This window comes from Leucobacter sp. UCMA 4100 (assembly GCF_027853335.1).
Classification (GTDB): domain Bacteria; phylum Actinomycetota; class Actinomycetes; order Actinomycetales; family Microbacteriaceae; genus Leucobacter_A.
Map to the genome: position 1 here is coordinate 2,038,550 of NZ_JAFEUS010000002.1, position 22,575 is coordinate 2,061,124.

A 22,575-nucleotide genomic window follows, 5' to 3' on the forward strand; every position below is an offset into this window, starting at 1 on the left:
GCGCCCGCTCGTCCCGAGATCGGCTTGGCCGATCCACTTGACGGAAAGCAGGGTGTTTGAGGAGAAACACCCTGCTTTCCGTCAAGTAGAGGCAAGGGACGCTTTCGCGAGGGTGTTCGCGCAGTCGCCAGGAGGGTCGAGTGGCCGCCTCGACGACGCGCGCGGCGCTTCACTTGTCACAAAGCAGGGTGTTTGCCGCGAAACACCCTGCTTTTCGTCAAGTAGACGCGAAAAGTGCGTGCACTAAGCCCAAGGGCAGCCGCCCAGGCGCCCGCCTCCCCGGAGCAGCGGCGGCGGCGCTACCGCTATCGGCGATCGCGGGCGGCGAAGGTCGCGATCGCGATGATCGTGGCGAGCACGGCGATGGCGCCGGCGAAGATGAGCCCGGCGGGGCGCAGGCCGATGGCGTTCGTGAGGAATCCCACGCCGATGGCGGGCACCGCGAGCATCGTGTAGAGGCCAGCGAAGAACGACGATGAGACCTCGCCGCGCTGGTGTGCTTCGACCTGCTCGACTGTGGTGGCCAGCCCTGCGTTCAGGCACACGCCGGCCGAGACGCCGAGTACGACCGCCGAGATGAGCAGCGGCGTGAGTGCGACGCCGGCCAGGGCCCATGCGAGAAAGGCGCTCGCCACGGTGAGTCCCGCGCTCGCGATCGGCAGTGCCCGCTGCGGGGTGACGCGCTTGGCAATGAGCTGGCCCGCCGCCATGCTGGCGAACGCGAGAAACACGACGCCGCCCGCGAGGGCGCGGCTGTCGAGCATGAGCTCACGAGTGAGGAAGAGTGCCGAGACGGCGGTGAGCACGCCGCACACGGCGAAACCGGCTCCCGCGGCGAGCACCCCGCGAGTAAAAGCCCCCTTGATATGCGCTGGGACTCTCAGCCGTTGTGGCCTCACCGTGAAGCGGCCGATGCGCTCGGGCGCAGGTGTGAAGACGAAGAGGCCCACGAGGGCAACCGCGCTGAGGGCGAGGTGTGCGATGAAGGGTGCGACGAGCGGCATCGCGATCGTGTCGGCGAGCACCCCGGCAAAGAGGGTGCCGATGGCGAGGCCTCCGGTGTTGACGGTGATCGCGAGGGCTCCGGCGGTGCCGCGCTTCTCGGGGGCGAAGAGGTCCATGAGCGCGGCGGTTCCGGCGCCGCTCATGAGGCCGGCGCCGAGACCTGAGACGACTCTGGCGATGATGAGCGTTTCGAGCCTGGTCGGCAGGAGAAAGAGCAGGGCGCTGATGAGCGCAAAGGTGACGGCGGCGGCGAGCACGGGGCGGCGGCCGAGTTCGTCTGAGAGTCTGCCGAAGAGCAGCAGCGTGACGACGACGCCGATCGCATAGACGGCGAACAGCGCGGTGACCGTGAGCGGTGTGAAGTCGAGCTGCTCAGCGTAGAGGGCGTAGAGGGGCGTGGGCAGGGTGGTGCCCATCATCGTGATGAGAAAAGCGAAGGCGGTTGCGATGACGGCCCACCGCTGCGTGCGGTTCGCAGGCGTCGGTGCTGCGATATTCATGGGATCTCCTATATTCAAGTCATGGTGTCTCGAAATCGTAACACATTGCGAGTCACCGTGTCTCGATTCACTGAGCGCAGTCCGAATAACACATGATTTTCGGCGGATCGCTGCCGCTCACCCTGTCTCGAAACTGCTAGGGTGATGGCATGGTTGCACCCCCAAAGTCTCCCGGCAGGCCCCGAAGTGAAGACGCCAGGCTGGCAATTTTGCAGGCGGTCGACGGCATGCTCGTCGAAGAGGGCTATGCTGCGATGACCATGAAGGGCATTGCCGAGCGCGCCGGGGTCGGGCGGCAGACGGTGTACCGGTGGTGGTCGTCAAAGGCCGAGATTCTGCTCGAGGCATGTACGCATGACGCGATCGATGAGCTCACGGTTCCCGCGGCCGAGAGCGCCGAGGCCGAGGTCGCCGCATTTCTCGGGGCGCTCGCAGCGTTTCTGACCGGCTCTGATGCTGGGCTCGCCTACCGGGCTCTGCTCGGCGAGGCGCAGCACGACGAAGCGGTCGCGAAATTGCTGCGCGAGGCCGACATTCTCGGGGGAGCGGCCGCGCGCACGATCCGCCGGGTTCAATCGCACGGGGCCCTTGCGGGCGAGGGCGACCTGCGGGGGCTCGTCGCCGAGCTCATTGGGCCGCTCGCGTTTCGCGTGCTCGCGGGCGACGCAGCCGGCATCGAGGGCGAGCTCGAGGGTATGGCCGAGCGGTTTCTCGCGAGATGATACTTAGCGCTCACTCGCGTTCGCGCGCGGCGGACTTAGGGCGTAGCGGGCCGTAGCCCAGACTGGCCAGCCCACGAACCAGACGGCGGTGATGAGCCACACCCGGCCAATCCATCCGTCGAGCTCGGCGGTGCGCGAGGCGTCGCCCACGAGCAAGATGATGCCGCCGAGCACCGCGGTTGCGATGGCTGCGCACAGGAGCATCTTGAGCCACTGTTGCCACTCGTAGCGCAGGCTCGCGAGGCCTTCCTTTGGTGGTTTTACGGGCGCGGATCCGCCGGCAAAGCGGTGGGCAAATGAAGCGTCGACCCTCGCGATAATCTGGTGGCCGAAGGCGACCGTGAACCCGAGGTACAGGGCTCCGAGCCCGTGCGCGAAGTCGGCGGTGGCACCGTTAGCGAGCAGGTCCCAGGCGATGAAGCTGAGCAACAGCACGTCGAGAACCGGAACGCCCAAGAGCAGCACGGTCGAGAGGGCGCGCAGGCGCAGCAGATAGCGGGCGACGAGACCGAGGCCGAGCACGACCCAGAAGCCGATCTCGCACGCGAGAATACCGATCACAATGAGGTTCATGTCACCCAGTGTGGGGCCCCGCGTGAGCGAGCACATCGTGCGACCGAACGGCCTCACCTCGTTCGATCGAATGAGTGGGGCCGTGGCTCGGGTGCGGCACACTAGAGGCATGGTGAAAGAGTGGTTGGTGGCGCTTGGGGCGAACCAGGCGAGGCGCGACGCCCTCGTCGCGGCGCTGTGGCTCGCGCTCGGGCTTGTGCTGCTGCAGTTCGGCGCCTACCCGCTCTGGGGCGATGTGGCGCTGTGGCAGACGAGCGGCGGTGCTTTCGTCTTCACGCTCGTCGCGATGGTGCTCGTCGCGACGGTGCGGTCCAGGCATCCGTTCGTGGCCCTCGGCCTCGGGGTGCCGATCATCGCCGTCGACCTTGGGTATGGCGGGAGCCTCGGTGTCGTGATCGTGGGTACCGACCTCGTGTATGCCGCGATGAAGTACGGCAGCGACCGGGCGGTTCGGCGTGCCCTCATGGGTGCCGGGGCGCTCGCGGTCGCCTGTGCCGTCTGGCTCATCGCGGTGCCGTTTCGTGACGGAGCGATTCCCGTCATCGTGGTGCAGGCCTGGCTCATCCTGCTCATCTCTGGCGCCTGGGGATGGAACGTGCGCAGCGAGCGCAAGCGCACCGAGGCGAGGCTCGCCGACCTGCACGAGCGCGAGCACCGCGACCTGCAGCGGCGCGTCGCTCACGACTTGCACGATCTCGTGGCCAACCAGATCGCGGTCGCGGGGCTCCACATCGAGGCGGCAAAGCTTATCGCCTCGGCCCAGGAGCCCGTTGACGCGCGCATCGTCACGAGCCTTGATCATGCGAAGCACGGGGCTGATCAGGCACACCAGAGGCTGCGAGAGCTCATCGCAGTGCTGAGCGAGGTTGATGGAGCGGGGCAGGGCAGCACGCTCGATATCGATCGAGGGATTGAGCAGTTGCGACACCTGCTGCCGGGCGGCCGTCAGCTCGCGTGGCAGCCTGGCGCGCGCGAGGCCCTGATGCGTGCCTGCGAATCGCTCCCCGAGGCCGGCGCGATGGTGCTGCTGCGGGTTATGCGGGAGCTTGTCGCGAATGCCGCAAAACACGGTCGCGGCGACGTGCTCGTGTGCGCTGGCGATGCCGGCACCCTGAACCTGCGGGTGGTGAACGAGGTCTCGGGCGACACGGTGAGCTCCCCCGGGAACAGTCTGGGGCTCGCCGGCGCGAGGCTCTTGCTCGCGAACATTGGTGGCGAACTCGTCGCCGAAGAGCGGCCTGGCGGGCCGGAGCGGCATAATGGGCTTGACGGGCCCGTGTGGTGCGCAGAGCTTCTGATCGCCGAGGCCGGGTAGAGGAGGCCGCGTGATATCACCCGTACGTGTGGTGCTCGCCGACGACCACGTTGCCGTGCGCAGCGGGGTCGCAGCGATTCTCGGGACCGACCCTGGCATCGAGGTGGTTGCTGAAGCCGAGAATGGTTTTGACGCGCTCGCCGCCTGTGTCGCTCACGACCCTGACGTTGCCCTCATCGATCTCAGGATGCCCGGAACCGACGGAATCTGGGCCACCCAGCGCATCACGCGCGAAACCCGTACCCGCGTGATCGTGCTCACGACCTACGACACCGACGAGCTCATCGGCGAGGCGTTTGCCGCGGGCGCCCACGGCTACCTGCTGAAGAGCACGAGTGGGGCAGAGCTCATTCAGTCGGTTCATCACGTCGCCGCTGATCGTCACGTCGTCGATCCCGCGATCGCGGGTGGGGTCATCAAGACCTTTGCGGCGGATCGCGCGAGCCAGCGCACCCCGGTGCCGCCCGGCCCGCTCGAACTCGGGCAGCTCACCCCGCGCGAGCGTGAGGTGTTGCGGCTCGTGGTGACCGGGGCGAGTAATCAGGCCATTGCCGATGAGCTTCGCGTGAGCGTGACGACGGTGAAAACGCACGTCGGGGCGCTGTACGCGAAGACGGGGGCTCAGTCACGCGTAGAGCTCGCGAGGCTCGGCTCAGGTGCCGAGTCGCGCTAGTCAGCGCTGTTGAACTCGACCCACTCGTTCCAGGTGAGGGGCTTGCCGCGCACCGCTTCGGGGTGCTTCGCACTGTGTTTGAGGCCGATGAGGTAGTGGTCGAGCTGGCGTAGGCCGAGTTCGACGACCCGTTCGCGCTCGGCGGGAATCGAGGGGCGAAGGTGGGTGATCGCGAGCATGAGTTCGCCCGCGTTGTAGTCGTTCGGAACGAGGCCCCGCTGACGGTCGAGGTCAATGAGTGCTTCGAGCGCCTGCCGCAGCTCCTCGGCCGCGGCGTCGACGCTCGGGTCTCGAAGCACGTGCTTGCCGAAGGTGGTGGCGAGGGGGCTGGCGGCCTCGGCGAGGTGGCGTTGCATGAAGCCCTGCACCGCGAAGTCGCCCGGTTCGTCGGCGATGCGGCGCGCGATGTCGATGACGTGGTGGAGTGCCCGAAGGCGTAGCTCGAGGGTGAGCTGTTCTTTGCTCTGGTAGCGGCGGTAGATGCTCGCGACGCCAACTCCCGCCCGCTCGGCAATGGCCGACATGGGGGCGTTGAAGCCCTGTTCGACGAACACCTCGCGGGCGGCGTTGAGCACCGCGTCATCGTTGCTGCGCGCCTCGGCGGCCCTGCCGCGAAGGGCCGCGGCGGGAGCCTCGGCCGGCGGCTGCCCGTTTTCAGCAAAAGAAGTCATGACAACAGGATAGCGCCGTGATACTGTAATTCGGAACGGAACATTCCGTTCCGAATGAAATAAGGGAGAATATGACCGCGTACCAGGCGCCCCAGAACACGAACACCCCCGAACCCGTCGCCCACGCGGGGCCGGTCGTCTGGTCGCTCGCCATCGCGGTGCTGAGCTTCTCGCTCATGCAAACCCTGCTCGTTCCCGCGCTGCCCGAGCTGAGTCGCGCGTTTGATCTCGACGCGGCCTCGGGAGGGTGGATCCTCACCACTTATCTTCTGGCCGGAGCCGTCGCCGCGCCCATTCTCGGCGCGCTCGGCGACCGCTATGGACATAAGCGCCTGCTGCTTATCTCGCTCGGGTTCTTCGTGGTCGGCAGCATCTTCGCGCTCGTCGCTCCGAGCTTCGGGACGCTCCTCGCCGCCAGGGTTCTGCAGGGCGCCTCGACCGCCACGTTCCCACTCGCCCTCGCGATCGTGCGCAGCGACCTGATGCCCACGGCCCAGCCCGCGGCAATGGGCTGGCTGAGCGGCATGCTGGGCGCCGGGGCCGGCGCGGCCCTCGTCATCGGCGGGGTCGTGACCGACTTCATCGGCTGGCGTTGGCTCTTTTCGATCGGAGCGATCATGGGGCTGCTGAGCATGGCCCTCATCGTGCGGTGGGTGCCGCGCTCGCAACCCAAGGGCGGCGGTCGCATCGACCTCGCTGGGGCGGCACTCTTGACCGTCGGCCTTGTCACGCTGTTGCTGGCCCTCACGCAGGGCAACGCCTGGGGTTGGGCATCGATCGGTGTGCTGTCGCTCGTGGCAGCGGCCGTCGTGAGCTTCGCGGCCTTCGTCATTGTCGAGCGAGCCGCCACGGTGCCCCTCATGAACCTCCGCAGCCGGGGCTCGCCCTTACGAGCATCATCACGCTGTTTCTCGGTGCGGTGCCGTACCTCTTTTACGTTGGGCTTCCCGTGCTCATGGGGGCGAGCGGCGGCATCGGTCACGGCCTCTCGGTCACGGGCGTCGGCATCGCGATGCTTCCGAGCGCGGTGCTCGTCTTCTTTGGTGGCCGCGCGACGCCGTGGTTACTCACGAAGCTTTCCCGCTCGCTCGTCGCTGCGGGCTCGCTCTTCCTCATGCTGCTCGGCAGCGTGGGTACGGCGCTCATGCCCGGTTCGATGACCGCGGTGATCGTGTTCTTCGGGCTCGTTGGCCTCGGCAATGGCATCGGCTTCGCGGTTGCGGCCGACCTCGTGACCGTCTTTGCCCCGAAGAGTGAGATCGCGGCTGCCGCGGGACTGAACGGCGTGCTGCGCACCGTCGGCTCGGCCATTGGCACCCCGATTACGGGCGTACTGCTCTTGAGCGCACAGGGTTCGGGAGCGCACCTCGCCCCCGAACCCTTCCAGACCCTCTACTGCGTTGCCGTGGCAGTGAGTCTCGCTGGCGTCATTTTGGCGCTGTGCATTCGGGTTCCCGCGCCTCAGCGCGAGGTCTCAGTCGCCCGCGACTAGCGAGCTAGGCGGGGTGCTCGGCGATTCAAGACGCCGCCGAGCATCCCGCCCATGAGCAGAAACGCCGTCGCGAGGAGTACGGCGAGGCCGAAGCCTGGGCTGCCAGCGTCGGGCCGTAGCGAGAGGCTCGAGAGCGAGGCAGCGCTCAGCGCCGCGACGCCGATGGCCCCTCCGATCTCAGAGGCCGAATTCATGAGCGCACCGGCAACACCAGAGGTCTCGGCGGCAACGTCGCTCATCGCGAGTTGCGACCCGGCGACGAACGCCGGGCCGATCGCGAGGCTCACGAAGATGAGCGATGGCAGCATGAGACTCCAGTATGAGTGGGTGCCGCTCCAAGCGAGTGGGGCGAGACCGCTCGCCGCCACGAGCATTGCCGTGACGGCGGTGCGCTGGGCGCCGAAGCGGCCAATGAGTCTCGGCGCAAGCTGGGTCGAGACGACCATGCCCACGGGGTAGGGAAGGGTCGCGATGCTCGTGTCGAGCGCGCTGAGTCCCATCTCGCCCTGCATGTGCACGCTCAGAATCACGAACACTCCGGTCATGCTGAGGGCCCCGACACCAACGGTGAGCAGCCCGAGCGAGCGATCGCGTGAGCGAAAGAAGCCGTGCGGTATCACGGGGTTCGCGCTCGTGCGCTCGGCGCGGGCGAAGAGCGAGAGGCACACGACCGCAACGATGCCAGCGATGACACCCACGAGGGGAGCGCCCTTGGCGCCAATTCGGGTAATGGTCAAAAGCAGTGCGCCGATGCCGAGCACCACGAGGCCTGCGCCCCGCACATTCCACTGGCGCTTCGAGGTGTTGCGTGCGCCGGGCAGGAGCCAGAGCGCCCCGACCGCTGCGACAATGGCGAATGGGACGGAGACAAACATCGTCGCTCGCCACGAGAACGCATCGGTGAGCACCCCGCCCGCGATGAGCCCGAGCGCGCCTCCGGCTCCGGTCACCGCACCGTAAATGCCAAACGCGCGCCTGCGCAGAGCCGGGTCAGCGAAGGTGAGCGAGAGCAGGGCGACCGCCGAGGGCGAGACGAGTGCTGCGGCGGCTCCCTGCAGGCTGCGCCACGCGAGAAGCGCCCAGCCGGCGCTCGCGAGGCCCGCGCCGATGGCAGCGACGGCAGTGACGCCGAGGCCGATGATAAGCGCTCTGCGATGGCCGATCGAATCACCGATCTGGCCGCCGAGCACGAGCATCGCGCCAAACGCGAGCAGGTAACTCGTCACCACCCACGACTGGTTGACCGGGCTCATGCCGAGATCGGCGACGAGGCTCGGGAGCGCGATGTTGATGATCGCGTTGTTCATAATGACAAGAAATTGCGCGGTACCAATGACCGCGACGGGGCCCCAAAAACGGGCCTTGGGCACAGTGGTGCCCTCGCTGCGAGAAGCAGACATGAAAAACCTCACACGAGAACGCTCGAAGAAGGCGCGAAGTCTCGCGCATCGAGCAATGAATACAGGGGTGCGTTGTGCGCCCGAGAAGAGGCGCTAGTTCGCGGGTCTCGTGATCCAGATGAGGCCGTGGGGCCTGCGTTCGCGGCAGCTTGTGCCGCGCTGGGGGTTCATGTGCATGCCCGATACTCTAGCAGTCGTTGGTGGCGGGGCTCACCAGGTGAGGCTCGTGAGCGCAACCGCCGAGGCTGAGAGCGCTAGGAGCCCGATGTAGCTCCAGGCGTGAACGGTATCGCTGATGCGCGGGGCTCTGCGGCGCAGGTACACGATCACGGGAACGGCTCCCACGAGCAGAGCGAGCCCCGCGACGAGGTCAACCGAGCCGACGAGCCCCGGGGCTGCGACGTGCCCAGGAGCAATCAAGAGTGAGACGAGCAGGGCGGGCGCGACAATCGCGAGGGTGAGCGGGTTCGCGAGCGTCGTCGCGAGTGACATCGGTGCGCCAGAGCGCCGCATGAGTGGAACCGTCATGACGCTACCGCCCACCCCGAGCAGGGCCGCGATCGTGCCGATGGGGGTGCCGAGCCAGGAGGGCAAGAGGGTTCGGCAATCATTTGTTGCGGGCTGTTGCTCGGGCTGATCCGCCTGCTTTGGGGTAATGAAGCCAGGCCGCGCTACAAGGTCAATGATCGTGATGAGCACGTAGGTGACGAAACCCCAGCGCAGTAACCAGTCGGGCGAGAATCGGCCGAGTGCCGCGCCAAGGGCTCCTCCGAGTGCGAGCAGCGCGATGAGTGACCCGTGCCCGCGCAGGGTTGCGAGCGCCTCACGGTCGGTCGCGACCGTCGCGACGATGGCATTCACGAGCATGACGAGCGCTGAGGTCGCTGTCGCGACCGCGAGGGCATCGCCTCCCAGGTGCGCGTCGACGATCGCGATGATGGGCACGGTCACGAAGCCGCCACCGAAGCCGAAGAGCGCCGTGGTGATGCCGACAATGACGCCAACGAGAACGATGATGAGGAGCGAGGCAGAAAAGATCACCAGACCATTTCACTTGATCGCCGTCGGTGAAACAATCGATAGTTTGTCTGATTCTTGCGAGTTTTAGCCAGTAGAGTGGAGGCGTGCTTAACACCTCGCTCGCTGACGCCGATCACCTCGCCACGCAGGTGCTACCCATCGGCACCGAATACCCGCCCGGCTACCTGCTGCGGCGACACGAGCACCGCAGGGCCCAGCTGCTCTACGGCGCGAAGGGCGTGATGCGGCTCGATACCGACGAGGGGTCGTGGATCGTGCCCGAAGATCGCGCGGCACTGATCCCGCCAGGCATGCCTCACGAGGTGCTCATGGACGGCGTGACAACGTGGAGCCTCTACATTGAGCCAGCCGCGGTGCCCTGGTGGCCCGAGCACTGCGAGGTGATCGAGGTGAACGCGCTCTTGCGCGAACTGCTGCGAGCGGCAAATGCGCTGCCGCTCGAGTACGAGGTGCGGGGGCGAGACGGCTCGCTCATCGATCTCGTGCTGCACGAGCTCAGGGCCCAGACGCCGCTGCCGTTTCACATCACGGTTCCGCACGAAGAGCCCTTTCGGGGGCTGTGCCAGCGCTACCTCGAAGCACCACACCTCGCGATCGACAACCGAGCCTGGGCAGCTGAGGCCGCCATGAGCCCCCGCTCGTTTGACCGGCACTTTGTGAAACTCACGGGGTCAACGCCGGCTGCATGGCGGGCACGGGCGAGACTGCTTGCCTCGCTCGGGATGCTGCGGCATGAGAGCGTGACCGACGTCTCGGCGACGCTCGGGTACCAGTCTCCCGCGGCGTTCTCGGCTGCGTTCTCGCAGGTGTTCGGGCAGCCGCCGTCGTCGTTTCAGGGCTAGTGCTGCCCGTGTGCTTCCTCGGTCGCGACGAGGTGCGCAAAGACGGTCGGCCATGTCTCGGCGTTGCTTGAACGAAAAATGCCCATGTGGCCAATGCGGCTTCGCCCCAGTTGCTCTGGCGTGTAGCTGAGGCTCGTGACGTTGGCGCCCGAGTACCAGGACTCGAGCTCGGCGGTCGCTTCGGGCGACATGACCTCGTCGTCGCTGAACGCGATGCAGGTGATCGGTATCTCGACCGCGGCGTACTGCGCGCGAAGCTCGGGGTGCTCGTGAAACATGTAGTCGCGTCGCCTGCACCACCTTGTCCACTGGCGCATGAGATCGGGCGGGGTGTCGCCGAGAATGCGGTACTTTTTGCCCGGAAAGTAGCCGTATGCCCGCGTGAGCAGCGGGCTCAGCACGTACCAGAGCAGGGGGGCCTTGAAACGGTTGCTGCGGGGGCTGAAGTGCAGCGAGCCGGTTCCGCACGCAACGATCGTCGCCGCCTCGAGCTCGGTCGTGTCGGTGAAGCCGAGTAGCTGCGAACCGAGGCTCTGGCCGATCCACTGAATGCGTGCGTCTTGGCCTTCACGAGCGCGAACGGTTTCGAGCATGATGCGTGCGTCTGCGCCCCACGTCGTCATGGTTGCCCTCGTATCTTTGAGGGTTTTGCCCGGCTCGATGGAGCCCGCGAAGCCCTGGTAATCGAAGGTGTAGACCGTGAAGCCCTGAGCTGCGAGCCACGTTGCAAACGGGGCGTAGAAGCTTTGCGGGGTGCTCATCGCCGCAGCAATGATCGCGACCCGATCGGTCTGGGCGGGTGCCGAAAACCGCTTCACGCTGAGCGGCGCTCCGCCCTCACCCTCGAAAACCAGTGATTCGATGGTGATGTCGTGCTCACCCGGTGCTTGCTCACTCACGATGACTCCCCTGGCATGGTGTGAAGAAACGTGGGGCTGCCATGCCACACGCCTCACACCATAGCTTTCATGAGAAGAAAGCGGAAAAGTGTTGTTGAGGCTGCACAATGCTGGCGGTGATACCGCCGAGCACGTTACTTCTTTCGCTTCTGGAACCAGGGGAAGAACGAACCGATGATGACGCCGATTGCGAGCAGCAGCAGTACCCAGAGCCAGCCTGGCATCGTCATGGCCACGCCAAAGAAGTGCATCGTCGCGTCGCCGCTGTTCGAAAAGATAAACACGGCTCCGATTGCGATGAAGAGCAACGCGATGATCATTTTCGGCGAGACTTTGAATGATGACTGTTCTGACATGTGTGACCCCCTGCGGCGAGCGAAACCCTGGCGTTCGCTCCTGATTCGAGTCTCTCATAATCACCGCGTATACTCACGAATAACTGGCGTGCCGTGCGCACGAAAGTTGATCGGTGGGGTGTCCGAACGTCAGGTTGCGGCCCGCAAGGCCGTATATGCAGGTTCAAATCCTGCCCCCACCTCTGTTTGCCTGAAGCCCTGTTCGGGCGACTGCGTCGTTGAGGCGGGGGCCGGGCGTGAGGCTCTAGGCCTCGGCGAGCGCGCCGGTTCGCACCTGGCGCATGGCCTTGCTCCAGGTCACGACCTGCTCGAACATTGGCTCTACTGATGCTGCCTGCAGTTCGGTCGGCGCGAACGTCTGGAAGTTCTCGAAGTCGGTGAAGAGCGAGAACATGCCCTGCTTCTGCACGTGTGCAACCTGCAGCTCAGAGAGAATGCCGCGCAGATGCTCGACGGCGCGTACGCCGAAGGCCGAGCCGTACCCCACGAGGCCGGCTGCCTTGTTGGCCCACTCGGCGTTCAGGTAGCTGAGTGCGTTTGCGAGTGCCGGCGGGACCGAGTGGTTGTACTCGCCGGTCACGAAGATGAAGCCGTCGAACTGGGCGATCTTTTCGGCCCAAGCCTTGGTGTGTGCGTGCTCATACTGGCCCATGGCCGCTGGCAGGCCCTCGTTGAGTACGGGCAGGTTGTAGTCGGCGATGTCGACGAGCTCGTACTGTGCGTCGCCGCGCTCGGTTGCACGTGCGTGCAGCCACTCGGCAAGGCCGTAGTTAATGCGGCCGGGGCGAGTTGAGCCGGTGATGATGGCGATCTTGACCATGGTTCTCCTTGGGCTGGCGTTGCTGACGCGGCGCTCGTGCCGCTCGGAACAAGAAATAATGTTTGCACAAAAGTATCTTGCTTGCAAACTACTTGCTGGGAAGATGCCTGGCTGGTAGGTTTGACACACGACGCGCGGTGCCCCGCGCAGAAAGCGAGACTCCCGTGGCAACCGATCGTTCGAGCACCGTCGACGATGCGACCGCGGTTGAGCTCTGGGGGCGCGTCATTCGAGGGTTCACCGCGACCAACCGGCGGGTGCACGCGGTGTTCAAAGAACGCTTTGATCTCAACGAGGCAGAAGTCGAGACGCTATTAAGTCTCGTGCGACGCCCCGATCATCAGGCCAGGCACAATACGCTCGCGACGGCCGCAGGGTTTTCGACGGGCGGCTTCACGAAGGTGGCCGACAAGCTCACCGCGAGGGGGTTCACTGAGCGCAATGCTTGTTCGGCCGATCGAAGGGTGAGCTATTTGCAGCTCACCGCTCAGGGTGCTGAACTTGCGGCCGAACTCGAGGTGGTCGCGGCCGAGGTGAATCGTGAGTACGTCATTGAGGTGCTCGGCTTCGAACGCGCCTCGCTCGTGGCTGATGCCTTCGTCGAGCTGTACCAGGCGCACCACAATGCAGCGAAGCCCTAAGGTGTTCGCGGCTGTTCGTTCAGACGAACCGCGCGTTAGACTACAACCGAGTCTGGTTTGAGAGCGGAGGTGATTCGGTGCTCGCACGCTACTTCGCGCTCGCGCAGTTTCTCTGCGTGAGCGGTACGGTGACGGGAGCGGTCACCGTTGGCACCGAAATGCAGCCAGCATCGGTTCAGCTGTTCGTGCTGATCGTGCTCGGCATTCCCGCGCTGACCCTCATGCTGCGGTGGATCAGCCTCGCCCACAAACGCTTCTACGGTTTTCGGGGCGTTCCCTCAAGCCGGGCCGCGGCGCTCACCCCGGCGCGCAGCTGGCGGGTCTCGAGTGACCCCGGAATTCGTGGGGCAGTGCGCGTGCGCGCACCGGCGATCGCGGGTCACGCTCACGCGTGAGTGAGACCCGTCTCGAGGGCTTGACGTGCCGATGCGGCGCTGCCCTCTGAATCACAGTGATGCCGTCTTGCCCGTTCTTGGGGCACGCGTCACCGCGCTCACTCCCGTGCGAGCGAAAGCACCGCTTTCGGGCGGTTTTTGCACCGTAAACGCACGAAAAGAGAACCATGAATATTTACGAATTTGGCCCGATCAAGCTGCTGGTGAGTGCAGCGAACTGGGCAGTAACGCACCTGAGCGCGCTCCTTGAGCCGCTTGCCGGGACCGAGAGCGCGGCCCTCGCGGTCATCGCGCTCACCGTGCTCGTGAGGGCCTGCCTCATTCCCGTCGGCCGCTCGCAAGTGAAAGCGACGGTCACGAGGCAACGCCTCGCGCCGCAGCTTGCCGAGATTCAACGCAAGTACGCGAAGAAGCCCGAAGAACTCCAGCGTCGCACGATGGAGCTGTACAAGGCCGAGAAAGCCTCACCCTTCGCTGGCTGCCTGCCGGTGCTCGCGCAAATGCCGGTGCTCATGGCGGTGTACGGACTTTTTGTGTTGCAGCGCATCGGCGGCGAGCCGAACGAGCTGCTGGGGCACACCCTCTGGGATGTTCCGCTTTCTTCGAAGTTTCTCCCGAGCCTTTTTGCCGGCGATGTGACGCTCGCGTCGACGCTGCTCATGCTCGTCATCATGGTCATCATCGCGGCCTGCGCTGCGACATCGCGCAAACTGCTCATGCCGCCCACGCCCGCTCCGGCCGCGAAGCCGGCGCCGCAACCCGCAGGAATCGCGGGTGAGGTGCGCATGCCCGACCTCACGGGCGTCACGAAGGTGCTGAGCTTTATGCCGTTCATGACCGCGGTGATTGCGACGTTCGTTCCTCTCGCGGCGGCGCTCTACCTCATGACGACGACGGCGTGGACGCTCGGTGAGCGCCTCATCCTCAACCGCATCTACGGCGTGAAACCTGGCGCTCAGGCCGAGGTGAGCGCGCAGTCATAGCGCTGCCGCTCAGGCCATCGCGGGTCGGGCGCGGCGCTCGTGATGGTGAAGCCGCGCTTGCGATAGAAGTCGACGGCATCGTCGTCGGTTTGGGCGTAGAGCGTGGCGCCGCCGACGTGATCGCGAACCGCCTCGATGAGCCGTGAGCCGTGGCCGCCGTGTTGCGCAGCGGCGCCCACCGCGATGTACTCAATTTCAACGGGTTCGCGTGAGGCATCGAACGACACGAAACCGATGAGCTCCTGAGGCTCTTGCTCGCCGAAAAGCCCGAGCGTCGTGAGCCCGGGAAGCTCGTCGGTGATGATCGCGGTGATGGCCTCGTCTGGCAGCTCAGCGGCAAGCCACACGAGCCCGCGCATGGCGGTCGACGAGCGCTCGGCGCTCTGGAGTTCTCGAATCATCGTTCTATTCTGCCCGAAACGACCCGGGGTGTGCGTTGGGCGCAGCTTTGCTCGCTACGCTATAACCGTGACCCGAGCCTTCTCGCTGCGAAAGACCCCGGCCAAGAGCCGAGGCTTTCTCCTGACGACGGTGAAACACACGACCCACACGATTCGAGAGTGGGCCGATGAGACGCACGGCGAAGACGAGCTCATCTGGTCGACGGCAGGGGTCGCGCGGGTGCGGGCGGGAGATGCGCTCTGGACTCTCCCCGCGCACCGAGCGGTGTGGATCCCGGCCGGCGTTCCCCACACCATTGAAGCCTCGGCCGACACGATTCTGCACGCGACATTTCTCGCGGTGGGGGTCGCCGATCACCTGCCGCGGGAGGCGACGGTGATTGAGCTCATGCCCGCGATCCGCGAACTGCTGCTCTTGAACGCGGGCAGTGAGATGCCAGCCGACACGCGTATGCGGCTGCAGGCGCTCGCGATTGAGCTTATGCGGCCAAGCCCGAGCGCTCAGGTTGACCTCGCGATGCCCGTGAGCCCGCGCATTCTGTTTGTGGCTGAGCGCATTCTTGCCGACCCGGCTGCACACAAGACCACGGTCGACTGGGCCGATCAGGTGGGAATGCCCGCGAGGCAACTTTCTCGAGCATTCGCCGATGAGACCGGGCTCAGTATGACCCAGTGGCGCATCCGGGCCCGGGTGAAGGCCTCGCTCGTGCCACTCGCCTCGGGCGAGACCGTCGTTGCGACCGCTCGCGCCCTCGGGTACGCGAATGCGGGCACGTTTATTGAGCACTTCACCGCGACGCTTGGGAGCACCCCCGCGGCCTACTTCTCGTAATACCCGGGAGGTGCGGGGGCACTGTCAAAAAGCACTACGTTTGCACAACATAGCGGTATTTGACGAGGGTAGTCTGATGTAGGTAAGCCTTGCCTAAGCGTTCGGCGGGGCGTTGAGCGTTCAAGACTTCGAGAAGCGAGGCCCACCCATGGCAATTCCCTGTTCACCAGCACGGGTCGTGAGCACCAAGCGACTTTCACCGCACATGATTCGCATTCAGTTCGAGGCGGTCGGCGGCTGGCGCTGGTTCGTCGACGGGGTGGGCGACGAGCGCATCGACATTGCGATTCCGCGCCCGGGCGAGACGGTCGCTGAACTCGACACCTTCAACCTGCCCGAATACGGGCGCGGCTGGCAGGGCGAAGAGCCGCCCTGGCGCCACTACACGGTGCGCGACGTGCACGACGAGGGCGCGCGCATCGACATCGACTTCGTGGTGCACGACGGTGGCATTGCTTCGAGCTGGGCAGAACGGGCCGAGCCGGGGCACATGATCGGCGTCTTCGGGGTCGACCGAGAGAGCGCAAGCGCCTCGTACTACAACCAGCCCGCCGACGCCGAGTACCAGCTGCTCGTTGCCGACGCGACCGGGCTGCCAGGGCTCGGGCGAATTCTCGAGCAGCTGCCCGCCCATATGCGCGCGACCGCGATCGTTGAGGTGTGCGACGAGGCCGACGTGCTTGAGCTCACAACCGAGGCCGACGTCACGGTGATCTGGAAAACGGGAAGCGGCAACGGCCTCGCACCGAGCGTACTTGCCGACGAGGTGCAGAAGATCAGCGAGCCCGATGTGCCCTGGTACGCCTGGGTTGCCTGCGAGGCCGCAACGAGCCGCGCGATCCGCAAAGATCTGCGGGGTCGTCTCGGACTCGCGCGCGACCGGCATAACGTCGTGGGGTACTGGACTCAGAACCTCGCAGGCGACATGCCAGCCGACGTCGGCTAGCGAAGCGGGCCCTGCCCCTTCAATAGAATGGCCTCAAGCGCGGCGCGCGTGAGGGCGATGAGGGGGTTCATGATGGCCAAGCCGTACCCCGACGCGTCTGAGCCTCGCTTCTCGCTGCGCATCGGTTCGACGAGCGCTAAGTATGCACTCGTGCTCGTCGGGTCGGCCGCCGCGGTGCTCGGTGCCTGTTACGCCTTTATCGGGCCGCACACGGCGCAAGCGGGCTACCTTTCGATCATGGTGCTGCTCTCAGCGGCACGCGCGCCGAGCAAACGGTACCGTTACATTGCGGCCGCCTGGGCTGTGCTCGTCGCGATGCTCGGCTACCTCGTCGGCCCCCTTGGACTCTGGGCAACCCTCATCGCGCTCATGGCGGTGTCGCTCGTACAGGGGCTCTTCAAATTTGGCGAGGTTGCGTTCCTGACCCGCTCACCGGTCAACCTCATCGCCTTCGCCGCGATCTCACACGGCGAGGTTCGCCCTTGGCAGGTGCTGCTCGGCTCGGTTATCGGGGCCGGGTTCATTCTGCTCATGACCTCAAAGCTTCCGGCCAGGACCGAGGGCAGTGACCGGCAGGTTCCGGTCGCTGACCGGCTGCGGTACGGCGTCATGGTCGCGCTCGGTGCTGTCAGCATCGTGCTGCTCGCCGAGGCGCTCACGTTCGCGCATGCCGACTGGGCGTTGCTCACCTTCTGCGTCATTCTCGCGGTCGGAGGCGACCGTAGGGCCGAGCGCGCAACCGGCCGCGTGATTGGATCGCTCGGTGGCGTCGTGCTCGCCACCCTCGCAACCCTTGCGCCGGCGCCCGTTCAGCTCGCGGTGGCGCTGGCTTCGCTGTTGCTCTGCGTCGCCTACTTGCGCGAGGTGAACTACACCATGTTTGTGACGTTTCTCACGCCGGCGATCTTGCTCACGACCACCTCCGAAGGCTCGGCCGTGAGCCTCGGGGTTCAGCGCATCGAGGCGGTCGTTGCTGCCGCGGTCATCGCGGTATTCTGTAGCTGGCTTTTCGAGCGGCGAGTGCCGAGCAGGCAGTGAGATGGGTGACCCATGAATGAAACGACACCGGGGCAGACGCGTGTGCAAGCGCGGGCCAGGGCGCGCGCGAACGAGCTGCCGGGTGCTGAATGCTCGCATCCCTTCGGCGAGCAGGTCGACGTGTTTAAGGTCTGCGGCAAAATGTTCATGATGCACACCGAGATGCCGGGCCAGCCCGTCGTGGTACTCAAGGTGACTCCCGAGGAGGGGCGGGTGCTGCAACTTGCCTACGAGAGCATTACTCCCGGCTATCACATGAACAAGAAGCACTGGATCACGCTGGGGCCCGGCGATGAGCTGAGTGATCAGCTCATTGATGATCTCGTGACCGAGTCGTACCTCTTGGTGGTCGAGAAGCTGCCGGCAAGGCTCCGGCCGGTCGACCCTGAAACCTTTGGCCAGGGGCCCGCGATACGCGGCTAGTTTGCCTGGGCAGCCGCCGGGATGCGCACGAATTGCACCGCGGTCACGATGACGAGTGCGCCAAGCGCCGTGAGCACCACGGTTGTGACCGAGAGCGGGCGAGTGAGCAGGATGGTCGCGGCGGCAGCGACGGCAATGACGCCCAAGACGAAGCTGTGGTTACGATCGATCCACGTCCCCCATGCGAGCGCAGCGCGCGAGGGTGTGCCGAGCTTTGCCCGCAGCCGTGCCGATGAGGCGACGACCCCGTGGCGTATGACTGCCGCGAGACGCGAGGCACCAGTAGCCCAGAGCACGAGCAACAGTGCAACGGCGATTGCGCCAATCGCGAGAATTCGGTGCCCTGCTGCCTCGGTGGCGTGATCGTAAAAGACGGCGATTGCCTCGGCGCTGAGCGACTCCTGTGGCTTCGCGAGCTGGGTCGAGACGATGCCCCGCCCAGCCGCGAGGAGCGACCCGAGCGTGACCATGAGCACGGCCGCGCTCACCGCTGTGATCTTGAGGGCCCTGCGGCGCCGACGAGCGAGCGCGACGCCCGTTGTGATGAGGGCGAGGGCGGCCCATGGCAGCCACGTCGCGAGTGTGGTGAAGAGGGAATACAGCGTTGAGAGCTGCGTGATCGCCTCGTCCTGAACGAGCACGATGCTGTAGTTGGTGTGTGGAATGAGCTGCGCGAGCCCCACTCCCTCGGCAATGAGCTTGTCTCGAACGCTCTCGATGACGGGCCCGAGACGAATTTCGAGGGTTCCGGTAGCGCCGATCGAAACGGCGCCGTCGCCCTCACCGCTTAACGTCGCAACAATTTGCGTGTGCGTCATGCGCAGCGCTTGCTGCCATACCTGGGCAAACGTTGGCGAGGTCACCACCTCGGTCACCGCGGTGTGCACGAGGCTCTCAGCGCCCTGTGCCGCGGGACCTTCGAGGAGCCCGAGCGCCGCCTTGGCCTCTTCGGGCAGGCCGAGCGAGCGGATCCCGTCAAACAAGTCTTTCGTGAGCCCCGGCAGATCGACGGCATCGGTGAACGCCTTCGTAGTCGCATCGATGATGGTGGTTTGCACGGCGGGCTCTTCGGGCAACACCGCAAAGGTCGAAACGAAGAGATCGGTGTTCGTGAGTTGGGTCTTCACGTGCGTCGTGACGATGCTGAGGGTGCCGAGAATGAGGCCGAGTGAGATCGCGAGCACCGAGAGCAGGCCCCGACCCCAGAAACTCCGGCGAGAGGGTGACTCGCTCGGGCCTCGGAGCGCAGCGTTCTCTGCTTCGAGCGCCTCGATACGAGCAGTGAGTTCGGCCGCAGTGGTCATGATGATCCTGTCTCGAAAGATATCCCAAAGATAGCGGGTACCAGTGACACGCGCACCCAAAATCTTCGTGTCCGGCCAAGTGTGAGTACTCCTCACCAACAGCCCTGAGCGGGGCTGACGCTAAGATGATGCGCAGGCCGTGCGCGCCCCTGCGGTGCGCACGTGGCAGGGTAGTCGCTGAAAGGTATGGGGTAATCGGTGTCGAATTCTTGGGCCAAGGAGGGCGGCGATGGAGTCGCCGAAACCCCGAGCGAACCGGTGACGGTTCAGGTCGGTGGCGCCTCGAAGCTTCGGTCGTTTGGCCTCACGAGCTGGGCGCTCGTTGGCGTCATCGTTCTCACAGTGCTTATCGCCGGTGCCATGAGTGCGCTGAGCGGCATTCTCGTGCCGCTCACGATTGCCGTGATTCTCGGCGCAGTGCTCGAGCCCCTCGTGGGGTGGCTGTGCAAAACGGGCCTCTCGCGCTCGCTCGCGGCGACCGTCGTCTTGCTTGTCACCCTCACGGTGCTCGGCGGTGTCGTGTACGTCGTCGTGCACGGCTTCATTCAGCAGGTGCCCGAGATCTCACAGCAGGTGTTGCGAGGCTGGCATCACATCGACCAGGCGCTGCGTTCGGCGGGCCTTGATGCGAGCTGGATCGAACCCGCGCGCGAGGCCGCAGTCGATTACCTCTCGCAGGCAGGCCGAGGCGCCGTTGGCTTTGCGACGAGCGCGCTCTACGGTGCGGTCACCTTTGCGATCGGCACGTTCTTCGCCACGTACTTCCTCTTTTTCGTCCTGAGAGACGGGCAAATGTTTCCCGGGTGGATCGCGCGCATCACCCACCGCGATCCCGTACTCGTGACCGAGATTGACGCTCAGGTGCGCACCTCGCTGCGGGCCTACTTTAAGGGAACCGCGATTACCGCGCTCATCACCGGGCCGATCTTCGTGATTCCGTTGCTCGTGCTTGGCATCCCGCTCGTGGTGCCGATGATCATTCTCTACTTCTTCCTTTCTTTCGTGCCCTTCATCGGCGCTTGGCTCACGGGACTCTTCGCAGTGCTCATCGCGTTCGGGTACGGGGGAGCACCGGCAGCGCTCATCGTCGGTATCGGCCTGCTTATTTCGAATGGCCCGATTCAAAATGCGGTGAACGCATACGTGCTGGGGTCATCGCTCAAGATCCACCCTGTCATGGTGCTGCTCTCGACCATCGTCGGCGGGGTTGTCGCCGGCGTGATCGGGATGGTGCTCGGGCCACCGCTCGTCGCTGCGGTGCAGCGGGCGCTCGCCGCGGTGCGTGATTACCGGGACGGATTACTCGCCCAAGCGCCCCAAGAATCCTGACGAGATTTTGTGCCGCTTGTACGTCGGAGGGGTCACCACGCCGTAAAACGCGAGAAATCTGTACAATCTTGCCTCTCGATGCGGCGAAACACGGCTTGACCCGTTACCTTGAATGCATGGCTTCAAGTAATACCAGCGAACAACTTTCTTTTTCTGAGCTCGGGCTCGACGACCTCGTGCTCAAAGCATTGAAGGATGTTGGCTACGAAACACCCTCTGCGATTCAGGCAGCGACGATTCCGCACCTGCTCGAGGGACGCGATGTGATGGGGCTCGCGCAAACCGGTACCGGCAAGACCGCGGCCTTTGCGCTGCCCATTCTCTCGCGCATCGACGCGTCACAAAAGAACCCCCAGGCGCTCGTGCTCGCGCCAACCCGTGAGCTCGCCCTGCAGGTCTGTGAAGCCTTCGAAAGCTATGCAGCCCACCTCAAGGGCGTTCGTGTGCTGCCGGTCTACGGCGGGCAGGGCTACGGCGTGCAGCTTTCGGCACTGCGCCGCGGCGTGCACGTGGTTGTCGGTACTCCCGGTCGCATCATGGACCACCTCGATAAGGGCACGCTCGATCTCTCTGAGCTCAAGTACCTCGTGCTCGACGAGGCCGACGAGATGCTGAAGATGGGCTTTGCCGAAGACGTCGATACGATTCTCGCCGAGACCCCCGCCGATAAGCAGGTTGCGCTCTTCTCGGCAACGATGCCAGCGCAGATTAAGCGCATCTCGGCCAAGCACCTCAACAACCCCGAAGAGATCGCCGTGAAGGGCAAGACGACCACGTCGGCCAACATCGCCCAGCGTTACCTGGTCGTGTCGTACTCACAGAAGGTCGACGCGCTCACCCGCATTCTCGAGGTCGAGAACTTTGACGGCATGATCGTCTTCACTCGCACGAAGAACGAGACCGAAACCCTCGCCGAGAAGCTCCGGGCCCGCGGGCACTCGGCGGCGGCAATTAACGGTGATGTGCCGCAGGCGCAGCGCGAGCGCACCGTGAACCAGCTGAAATCGGGCAAGCTCGACATTCTCGTTGCGACCGACGTCGCGGCGCGCGGTCTTGACGTTGAGCGCATCAGCCACGTCGTGAACTTCGATATTCCCATCGACACCGAGTCATACGTGCACCGTATTGGTCGCACGGGCCGCGCGGGTCGTACGGGCGACGCGATCAGCTTCATTACCCCGCGTGAGCGTCGCATGCTCACCTCGATCGAGAAGGCAACGAGGCAGCCCCTCACCGAGATGCAGCTGCCCAACGTCGACGAGGTCAATGCAACGAGACTCTCGCGCTTCGACGACGCGATCACCGCGGCGCTCGAGCAGCGCGATCGCATCGATCGCTTCCGTGACATCATTGCTCACTACGTTGAGCACCACGACGTGCCAGAAGCCGATGTCGCGGCCGCTCTCGCGGTCGTGGCGCAGGGCGACACCCCGTTGCTGCTTTCGCCCGAAGACGAGCTTGAGTTACGTCGCGGCGACCGTCGTGATCGCCCCACCCGCGATGGTGACGGCGAAGACCGTGGCCCCCGCCGCCGCCATGACGGCCCTACAAAGCAGTACCGCATTGCTGTGGGGCGCCGTCACAAGGTCGAGCCGCGTCAGATCGTTGGCGCGCTCGCAAACGAGGGTGGGCTGAAGCGTGACGACTTCGGGCACATTCAGATTCGCCCTGACTTCTCGCTCGTCGAGCTTCCTGCGAACCTGCCAAAAGAAGTCTTTGACCGCCTGCAAGATACTCGTATCAGCGGCAAACTCATCGAGATGCGCGAAGACCAGGGCCCGCCACAGCACCGCAACCGCCGCGACGACCGCGGTGACCGCCGTGATGATCGCGGCGACCGACGCGGTGGCCGTGGCGATTACGGCGACAAGGGTCGTTCGTCATACCGCGACGATCGTGGCGAGCGCGGCGATAGCCGACGCGACTTCCGCGACGACCGCCCAAAGCGTAAGCCCCGCCACTAGGCGAATCGAG

25 protein-coding genes and 1 tRNA gene are annotated in these 22,575 nt (G+C 65.2%); 16 read left to right on the top strand and 10 right to left on the bottom strand.

Translation table 11 applies throughout. The annotated features are described in order from the left end of the window. Window positions 1–305 precede the first annotated feature (305 nt). Window positions 306–1,505: an MFS transporter gene (locus tag JSO19_RS09500; RefSeq protein WP_270911337.1), complete on the bottom strand. Its 1,200-nt coding sequence runs from the start codon at window positions 1,503–1,505 to the stop codon at window positions 306–308. A 149-nt stretch (window positions 1,506–1,654) separates the two neighbouring features. Here JSO19_RS09500 and JSO19_RS09505 point away from each other — a divergent pair, with 149 nt between their 5' ends. Beyond that, window positions 1,655–2,227, top strand: a complete 573-nt coding sequence (locus tag JSO19_RS09505) for a TetR/AcrR family transcriptional regulator (RefSeq protein WP_270911339.1) — start codon at window positions 1,655–1,657, stop codon at window positions 2,225–2,227. 3 nt (window positions 2,228–2,230) lie between these two features. On the opposite strand, the gene JSO19_RS09510 is transcribed toward JSO19_RS09505, so the two are convergent. After that, window positions 2,231–2,800 (bottom strand): hypothetical protein, encoded by a 570-nt coding sequence (locus JSO19_RS09510; protein WP_270911340.1) that lies wholly within the window; start codon window positions 2,798–2,800, stop codon window positions 2,231–2,233. On the opposite strand from JSO19_RS09510, the gene JSO19_RS09515 reads away from it, so the two are divergent. Together JSO19_RS09515 and JSO19_RS09520 are read left to right on the top strand one after the other, a co-directional pair. Then, window positions 2,799–4,115, top strand: a complete 1,317-nt coding sequence (locus JSO19_RS09515) for a sensor histidine kinase (protein ID WP_270911342.1) — start codon at window positions 2,799–2,801, stop codon at window positions 4,113–4,115. The genes JSO19_RS09510 and JSO19_RS09515 overlap by 2 nt on opposite strands. A 10-nt stretch (window positions 4,116–4,125) precedes the next feature. Then, window positions 4,126–4,788: a response regulator gene (locus tag JSO19_RS09520; RefSeq protein ID WP_270911344.1), complete on the top strand. Its 663-nt coding sequence runs from the start codon at window positions 4,126–4,128 to the stop codon at window positions 4,786–4,788. Here the strand turns inward: JSO19_RS09520 and JSO19_RS09525 are convergent. After that, the gene (locus JSO19_RS09525) at window positions 4,785–5,459 is read right to left on the bottom strand and encodes a TetR/AcrR family transcriptional regulator (protein ID WP_270911345.1); all 675 of its coding nucleotides are present in this window, start codon (window positions 5,457–5,459) and stop codon (window positions 4,785–4,787) included. The genes JSO19_RS09520 and JSO19_RS09525 overlap by 4 nt on opposite strands. 71 nt (window positions 5,460–5,530) lie before the next feature. Between JSO19_RS09525 and JSO19_RS09530 the strand changes: the two genes are divergently transcribed. Together JSO19_RS09530 and JSO19_RS09535 are read left to right on the top strand one after the other, a co-directional pair. Then, window positions 5,531–6,619: an MFS transporter gene (locus tag JSO19_RS09530; RefSeq protein WP_270911346.1), complete on the top strand. Its 1,089-nt coding sequence runs from the start codon at window positions 5,531–5,533 to the stop codon at window positions 6,617–6,619. Beyond that, window positions 6,616–6,951 carry a hypothetical protein gene (locus tag JSO19_RS09535; RefSeq protein ID WP_270911347.1) on the top strand — a complete coding sequence of 112 codons (336 nt, stop codon included), beginning with the start codon at window positions 6,616–6,618 and terminating at the stop codon, window positions 6,949–6,951. Before JSO19_RS09530 ends, JSO19_RS09535 begins: the two co-directional genes overlap by 4 nt. On the opposite strand, the gene JSO19_RS09540 is transcribed toward JSO19_RS09535, so the two are convergent. Then, window positions 6,948–8,351: an MFS transporter gene (locus JSO19_RS09540; protein WP_270911348.1), complete on the bottom strand. Its 1,404-nt coding sequence runs from the start codon at window positions 8,349–8,351 to the stop codon at window positions 6,948–6,950. The two genes, JSO19_RS09535 and JSO19_RS09540, sit on opposite strands and share 4 nt — an antisense overlap. Before the next feature lie 210 nt (window positions 8,352–8,561). After that, window positions 8,562–9,392 (bottom strand): sulfite exporter TauE/SafE family protein, encoded by an 831-nt coding sequence (locus JSO19_RS09545; RefSeq protein WP_270911350.1) that lies wholly within the window; start codon window positions 9,390–9,392, stop codon window positions 8,562–8,564. An 83-nt stretch (window positions 9,393–9,475) separates the two neighbouring features. Between JSO19_RS09545 and JSO19_RS09550 the strand changes: the two genes are divergently transcribed. Further along, entirely contained in the window at window positions 9,476–10,234 is a 759-nt protein-coding gene (locus JSO19_RS09550; RefSeq protein WP_270911351.1) for an AraC family transcriptional regulator, read from the top strand. On the opposite strand, the gene JSO19_RS09555 is transcribed toward JSO19_RS09550, so the two are convergent. Then, on the bottom strand, window positions 10,231–11,133 hold the full coding sequence (locus tag JSO19_RS09555; protein ID WP_270911353.1) for an alpha/beta hydrolase family protein: 903 nt from the start codon (window positions 11,131–11,133) through the stop codon (window positions 10,231–10,233). The two genes, JSO19_RS09550 and JSO19_RS09555, sit on opposite strands and share 4 nt — an antisense overlap. A 134-nt stretch (window positions 11,134–11,267) precedes the next feature. Then, a complete protein-coding gene (locus JSO19_RS09560; RefSeq protein WP_270911355.1) occupies window positions 11,268–11,489 on the bottom strand; it encodes a hypothetical protein in 222 nt (73 codons plus the stop codon). 112 nt (window positions 11,490–11,601) lie between these two features. On the opposite strand from JSO19_RS09560, the gene JSO19_RS09565 reads away from it, so the two are divergent. Continuing rightward, a tRNA-Cys gene (locus JSO19_RS09565) sits at window positions 11,602–11,671 on the top strand. A gap of 62 nt (window positions 11,672–11,733) precedes the next feature. Here JSO19_RS09565 and JSO19_RS09570 read toward each other — a convergent pair. Beyond that, the gene (locus JSO19_RS09570) at window positions 11,734–12,309 is read right to left on the bottom strand and encodes an NADPH-dependent FMN reductase (protein ID WP_217135010.1); all 576 of its coding nucleotides are present in this window, start codon (window positions 12,307–12,309) and stop codon (window positions 11,734–11,736) included. 164 nt (window positions 12,310–12,473) lie between these two features. Here JSO19_RS09570 and JSO19_RS09575 point away from each other — a divergent pair, with 164 nt between their 5' ends. The 3 genes from JSO19_RS09575 (at window position 12,474) to JSO19_RS09585 (ending at window position 14,328) form a co-directional block, all read left to right on the top strand. Continuing rightward, complete coding sequence (locus tag JSO19_RS09575; RefSeq protein WP_270911358.1) at window positions 12,474–12,950, top strand: MarR family winged helix-turn-helix transcriptional regulator; 477 nt, start codon at window positions 12,474–12,476, stop codon at window positions 12,948–12,950. Between the two features lie 77 nt (window positions 12,951–13,027). Continuing rightward, window positions 13,028–13,345 carry a hypothetical protein gene (locus JSO19_RS09580; protein WP_217135011.1) on the top strand — a complete coding sequence of 106 codons (318 nt, stop codon included), beginning with the start codon at window positions 13,028–13,030 and terminating at the stop codon, window positions 13,343–13,345. 167 nt (window positions 13,346–13,512) lie between these two features. Beyond that, window positions 13,513–14,328 (top strand): YidC/Oxa1 family membrane protein insertase, encoded by an 816-nt coding sequence (locus tag JSO19_RS09585; RefSeq protein WP_270911360.1) that lies wholly within the window; start codon window positions 13,513–13,515, stop codon window positions 14,326–14,328. Here the strand turns inward: JSO19_RS09585 and JSO19_RS09590 are convergent. Then, window positions 14,301–14,729, bottom strand: coding sequence for a GNAT family N-acetyltransferase (locus tag JSO19_RS09590; protein ID WP_270911362.1), 429 nt, complete (start codon window positions 14,727–14,729; stop codon window positions 14,301–14,303). The two genes, JSO19_RS09585 and JSO19_RS09590, sit on opposite strands and share 28 nt — an antisense overlap. Before the next feature lie 67 nt (window positions 14,730–14,796). Between JSO19_RS09590 and JSO19_RS09595 the strand changes: the two genes are divergently transcribed. The 4 genes from JSO19_RS09595 (at window position 14,797) to JSO19_RS09610 (ending at window position 17,968) form a co-directional block, all read left to right on the top strand. Then, complete coding sequence (locus JSO19_RS09595; RefSeq protein ID WP_270911364.1) at window positions 14,797–15,561, top strand: AraC family transcriptional regulator; 765 nt, start codon at window positions 14,797–14,799, stop codon at window positions 15,559–15,561. A gap of 148 nt (window positions 15,562–15,709) precedes the next feature. Beyond that, a complete protein-coding gene (locus tag JSO19_RS09600; RefSeq protein ID WP_270911366.1) occupies window positions 15,710–16,507 on the top strand; it encodes a siderophore-interacting protein in 798 nt (265 codons plus the stop codon). Between the two features lie 69 nt (window positions 16,508–16,576). Beyond that, window positions 16,577–17,545: an FUSC family protein gene (locus JSO19_RS09605; RefSeq protein WP_270911368.1), complete on the top strand. Its 969-nt coding sequence runs from the start codon at window positions 16,577–16,579 to the stop codon at window positions 17,543–17,545. Between the two features lie 12 nt (window positions 17,546–17,557). Then, window positions 17,558–17,968 (top strand): MmcQ/YjbR family DNA-binding protein, encoded by a 411-nt coding sequence (locus JSO19_RS09610; protein WP_270911370.1) that lies wholly within the window; start codon window positions 17,558–17,560, stop codon window positions 17,966–17,968. Here JSO19_RS09610 and JSO19_RS09615 read toward each other — a convergent pair. Further along, window positions 17,965–19,272, bottom strand: a complete 1,308-nt coding sequence (locus JSO19_RS09615) for a hypothetical protein (protein ID WP_270911372.1) — start codon at window positions 19,270–19,272, stop codon at window positions 17,965–17,967. The two genes, JSO19_RS09610 and JSO19_RS09615, sit on opposite strands and share 4 nt — an antisense overlap. Window positions 19,273–19,470: 198 nt before the next feature. On the opposite strand from JSO19_RS09615, the gene JSO19_RS09620 reads away from it, so the two are divergent. Both JSO19_RS09620 and JSO19_RS09625 read left to right on the top strand, forming a co-directional pair. Next, a complete protein-coding gene (locus tag JSO19_RS09620; protein ID WP_270911373.1) occupies window positions 19,471–20,601 on the top strand; it encodes an AI-2E family transporter in 1,131 nt (376 codons plus the stop codon). 116 nt (window positions 20,602–20,717) lie between these two features. Further along, window positions 20,718–22,565 carry a DEAD/DEAH box helicase gene (locus tag JSO19_RS09625; RefSeq protein WP_270911374.1) on the top strand — a complete coding sequence of 616 codons (1,848 nt, stop codon included), beginning with the start codon at window positions 20,718–20,720 and terminating at the stop codon, window positions 22,563–22,565. Window positions 22,566–22,575: the final 10 nt, after the last annotated feature.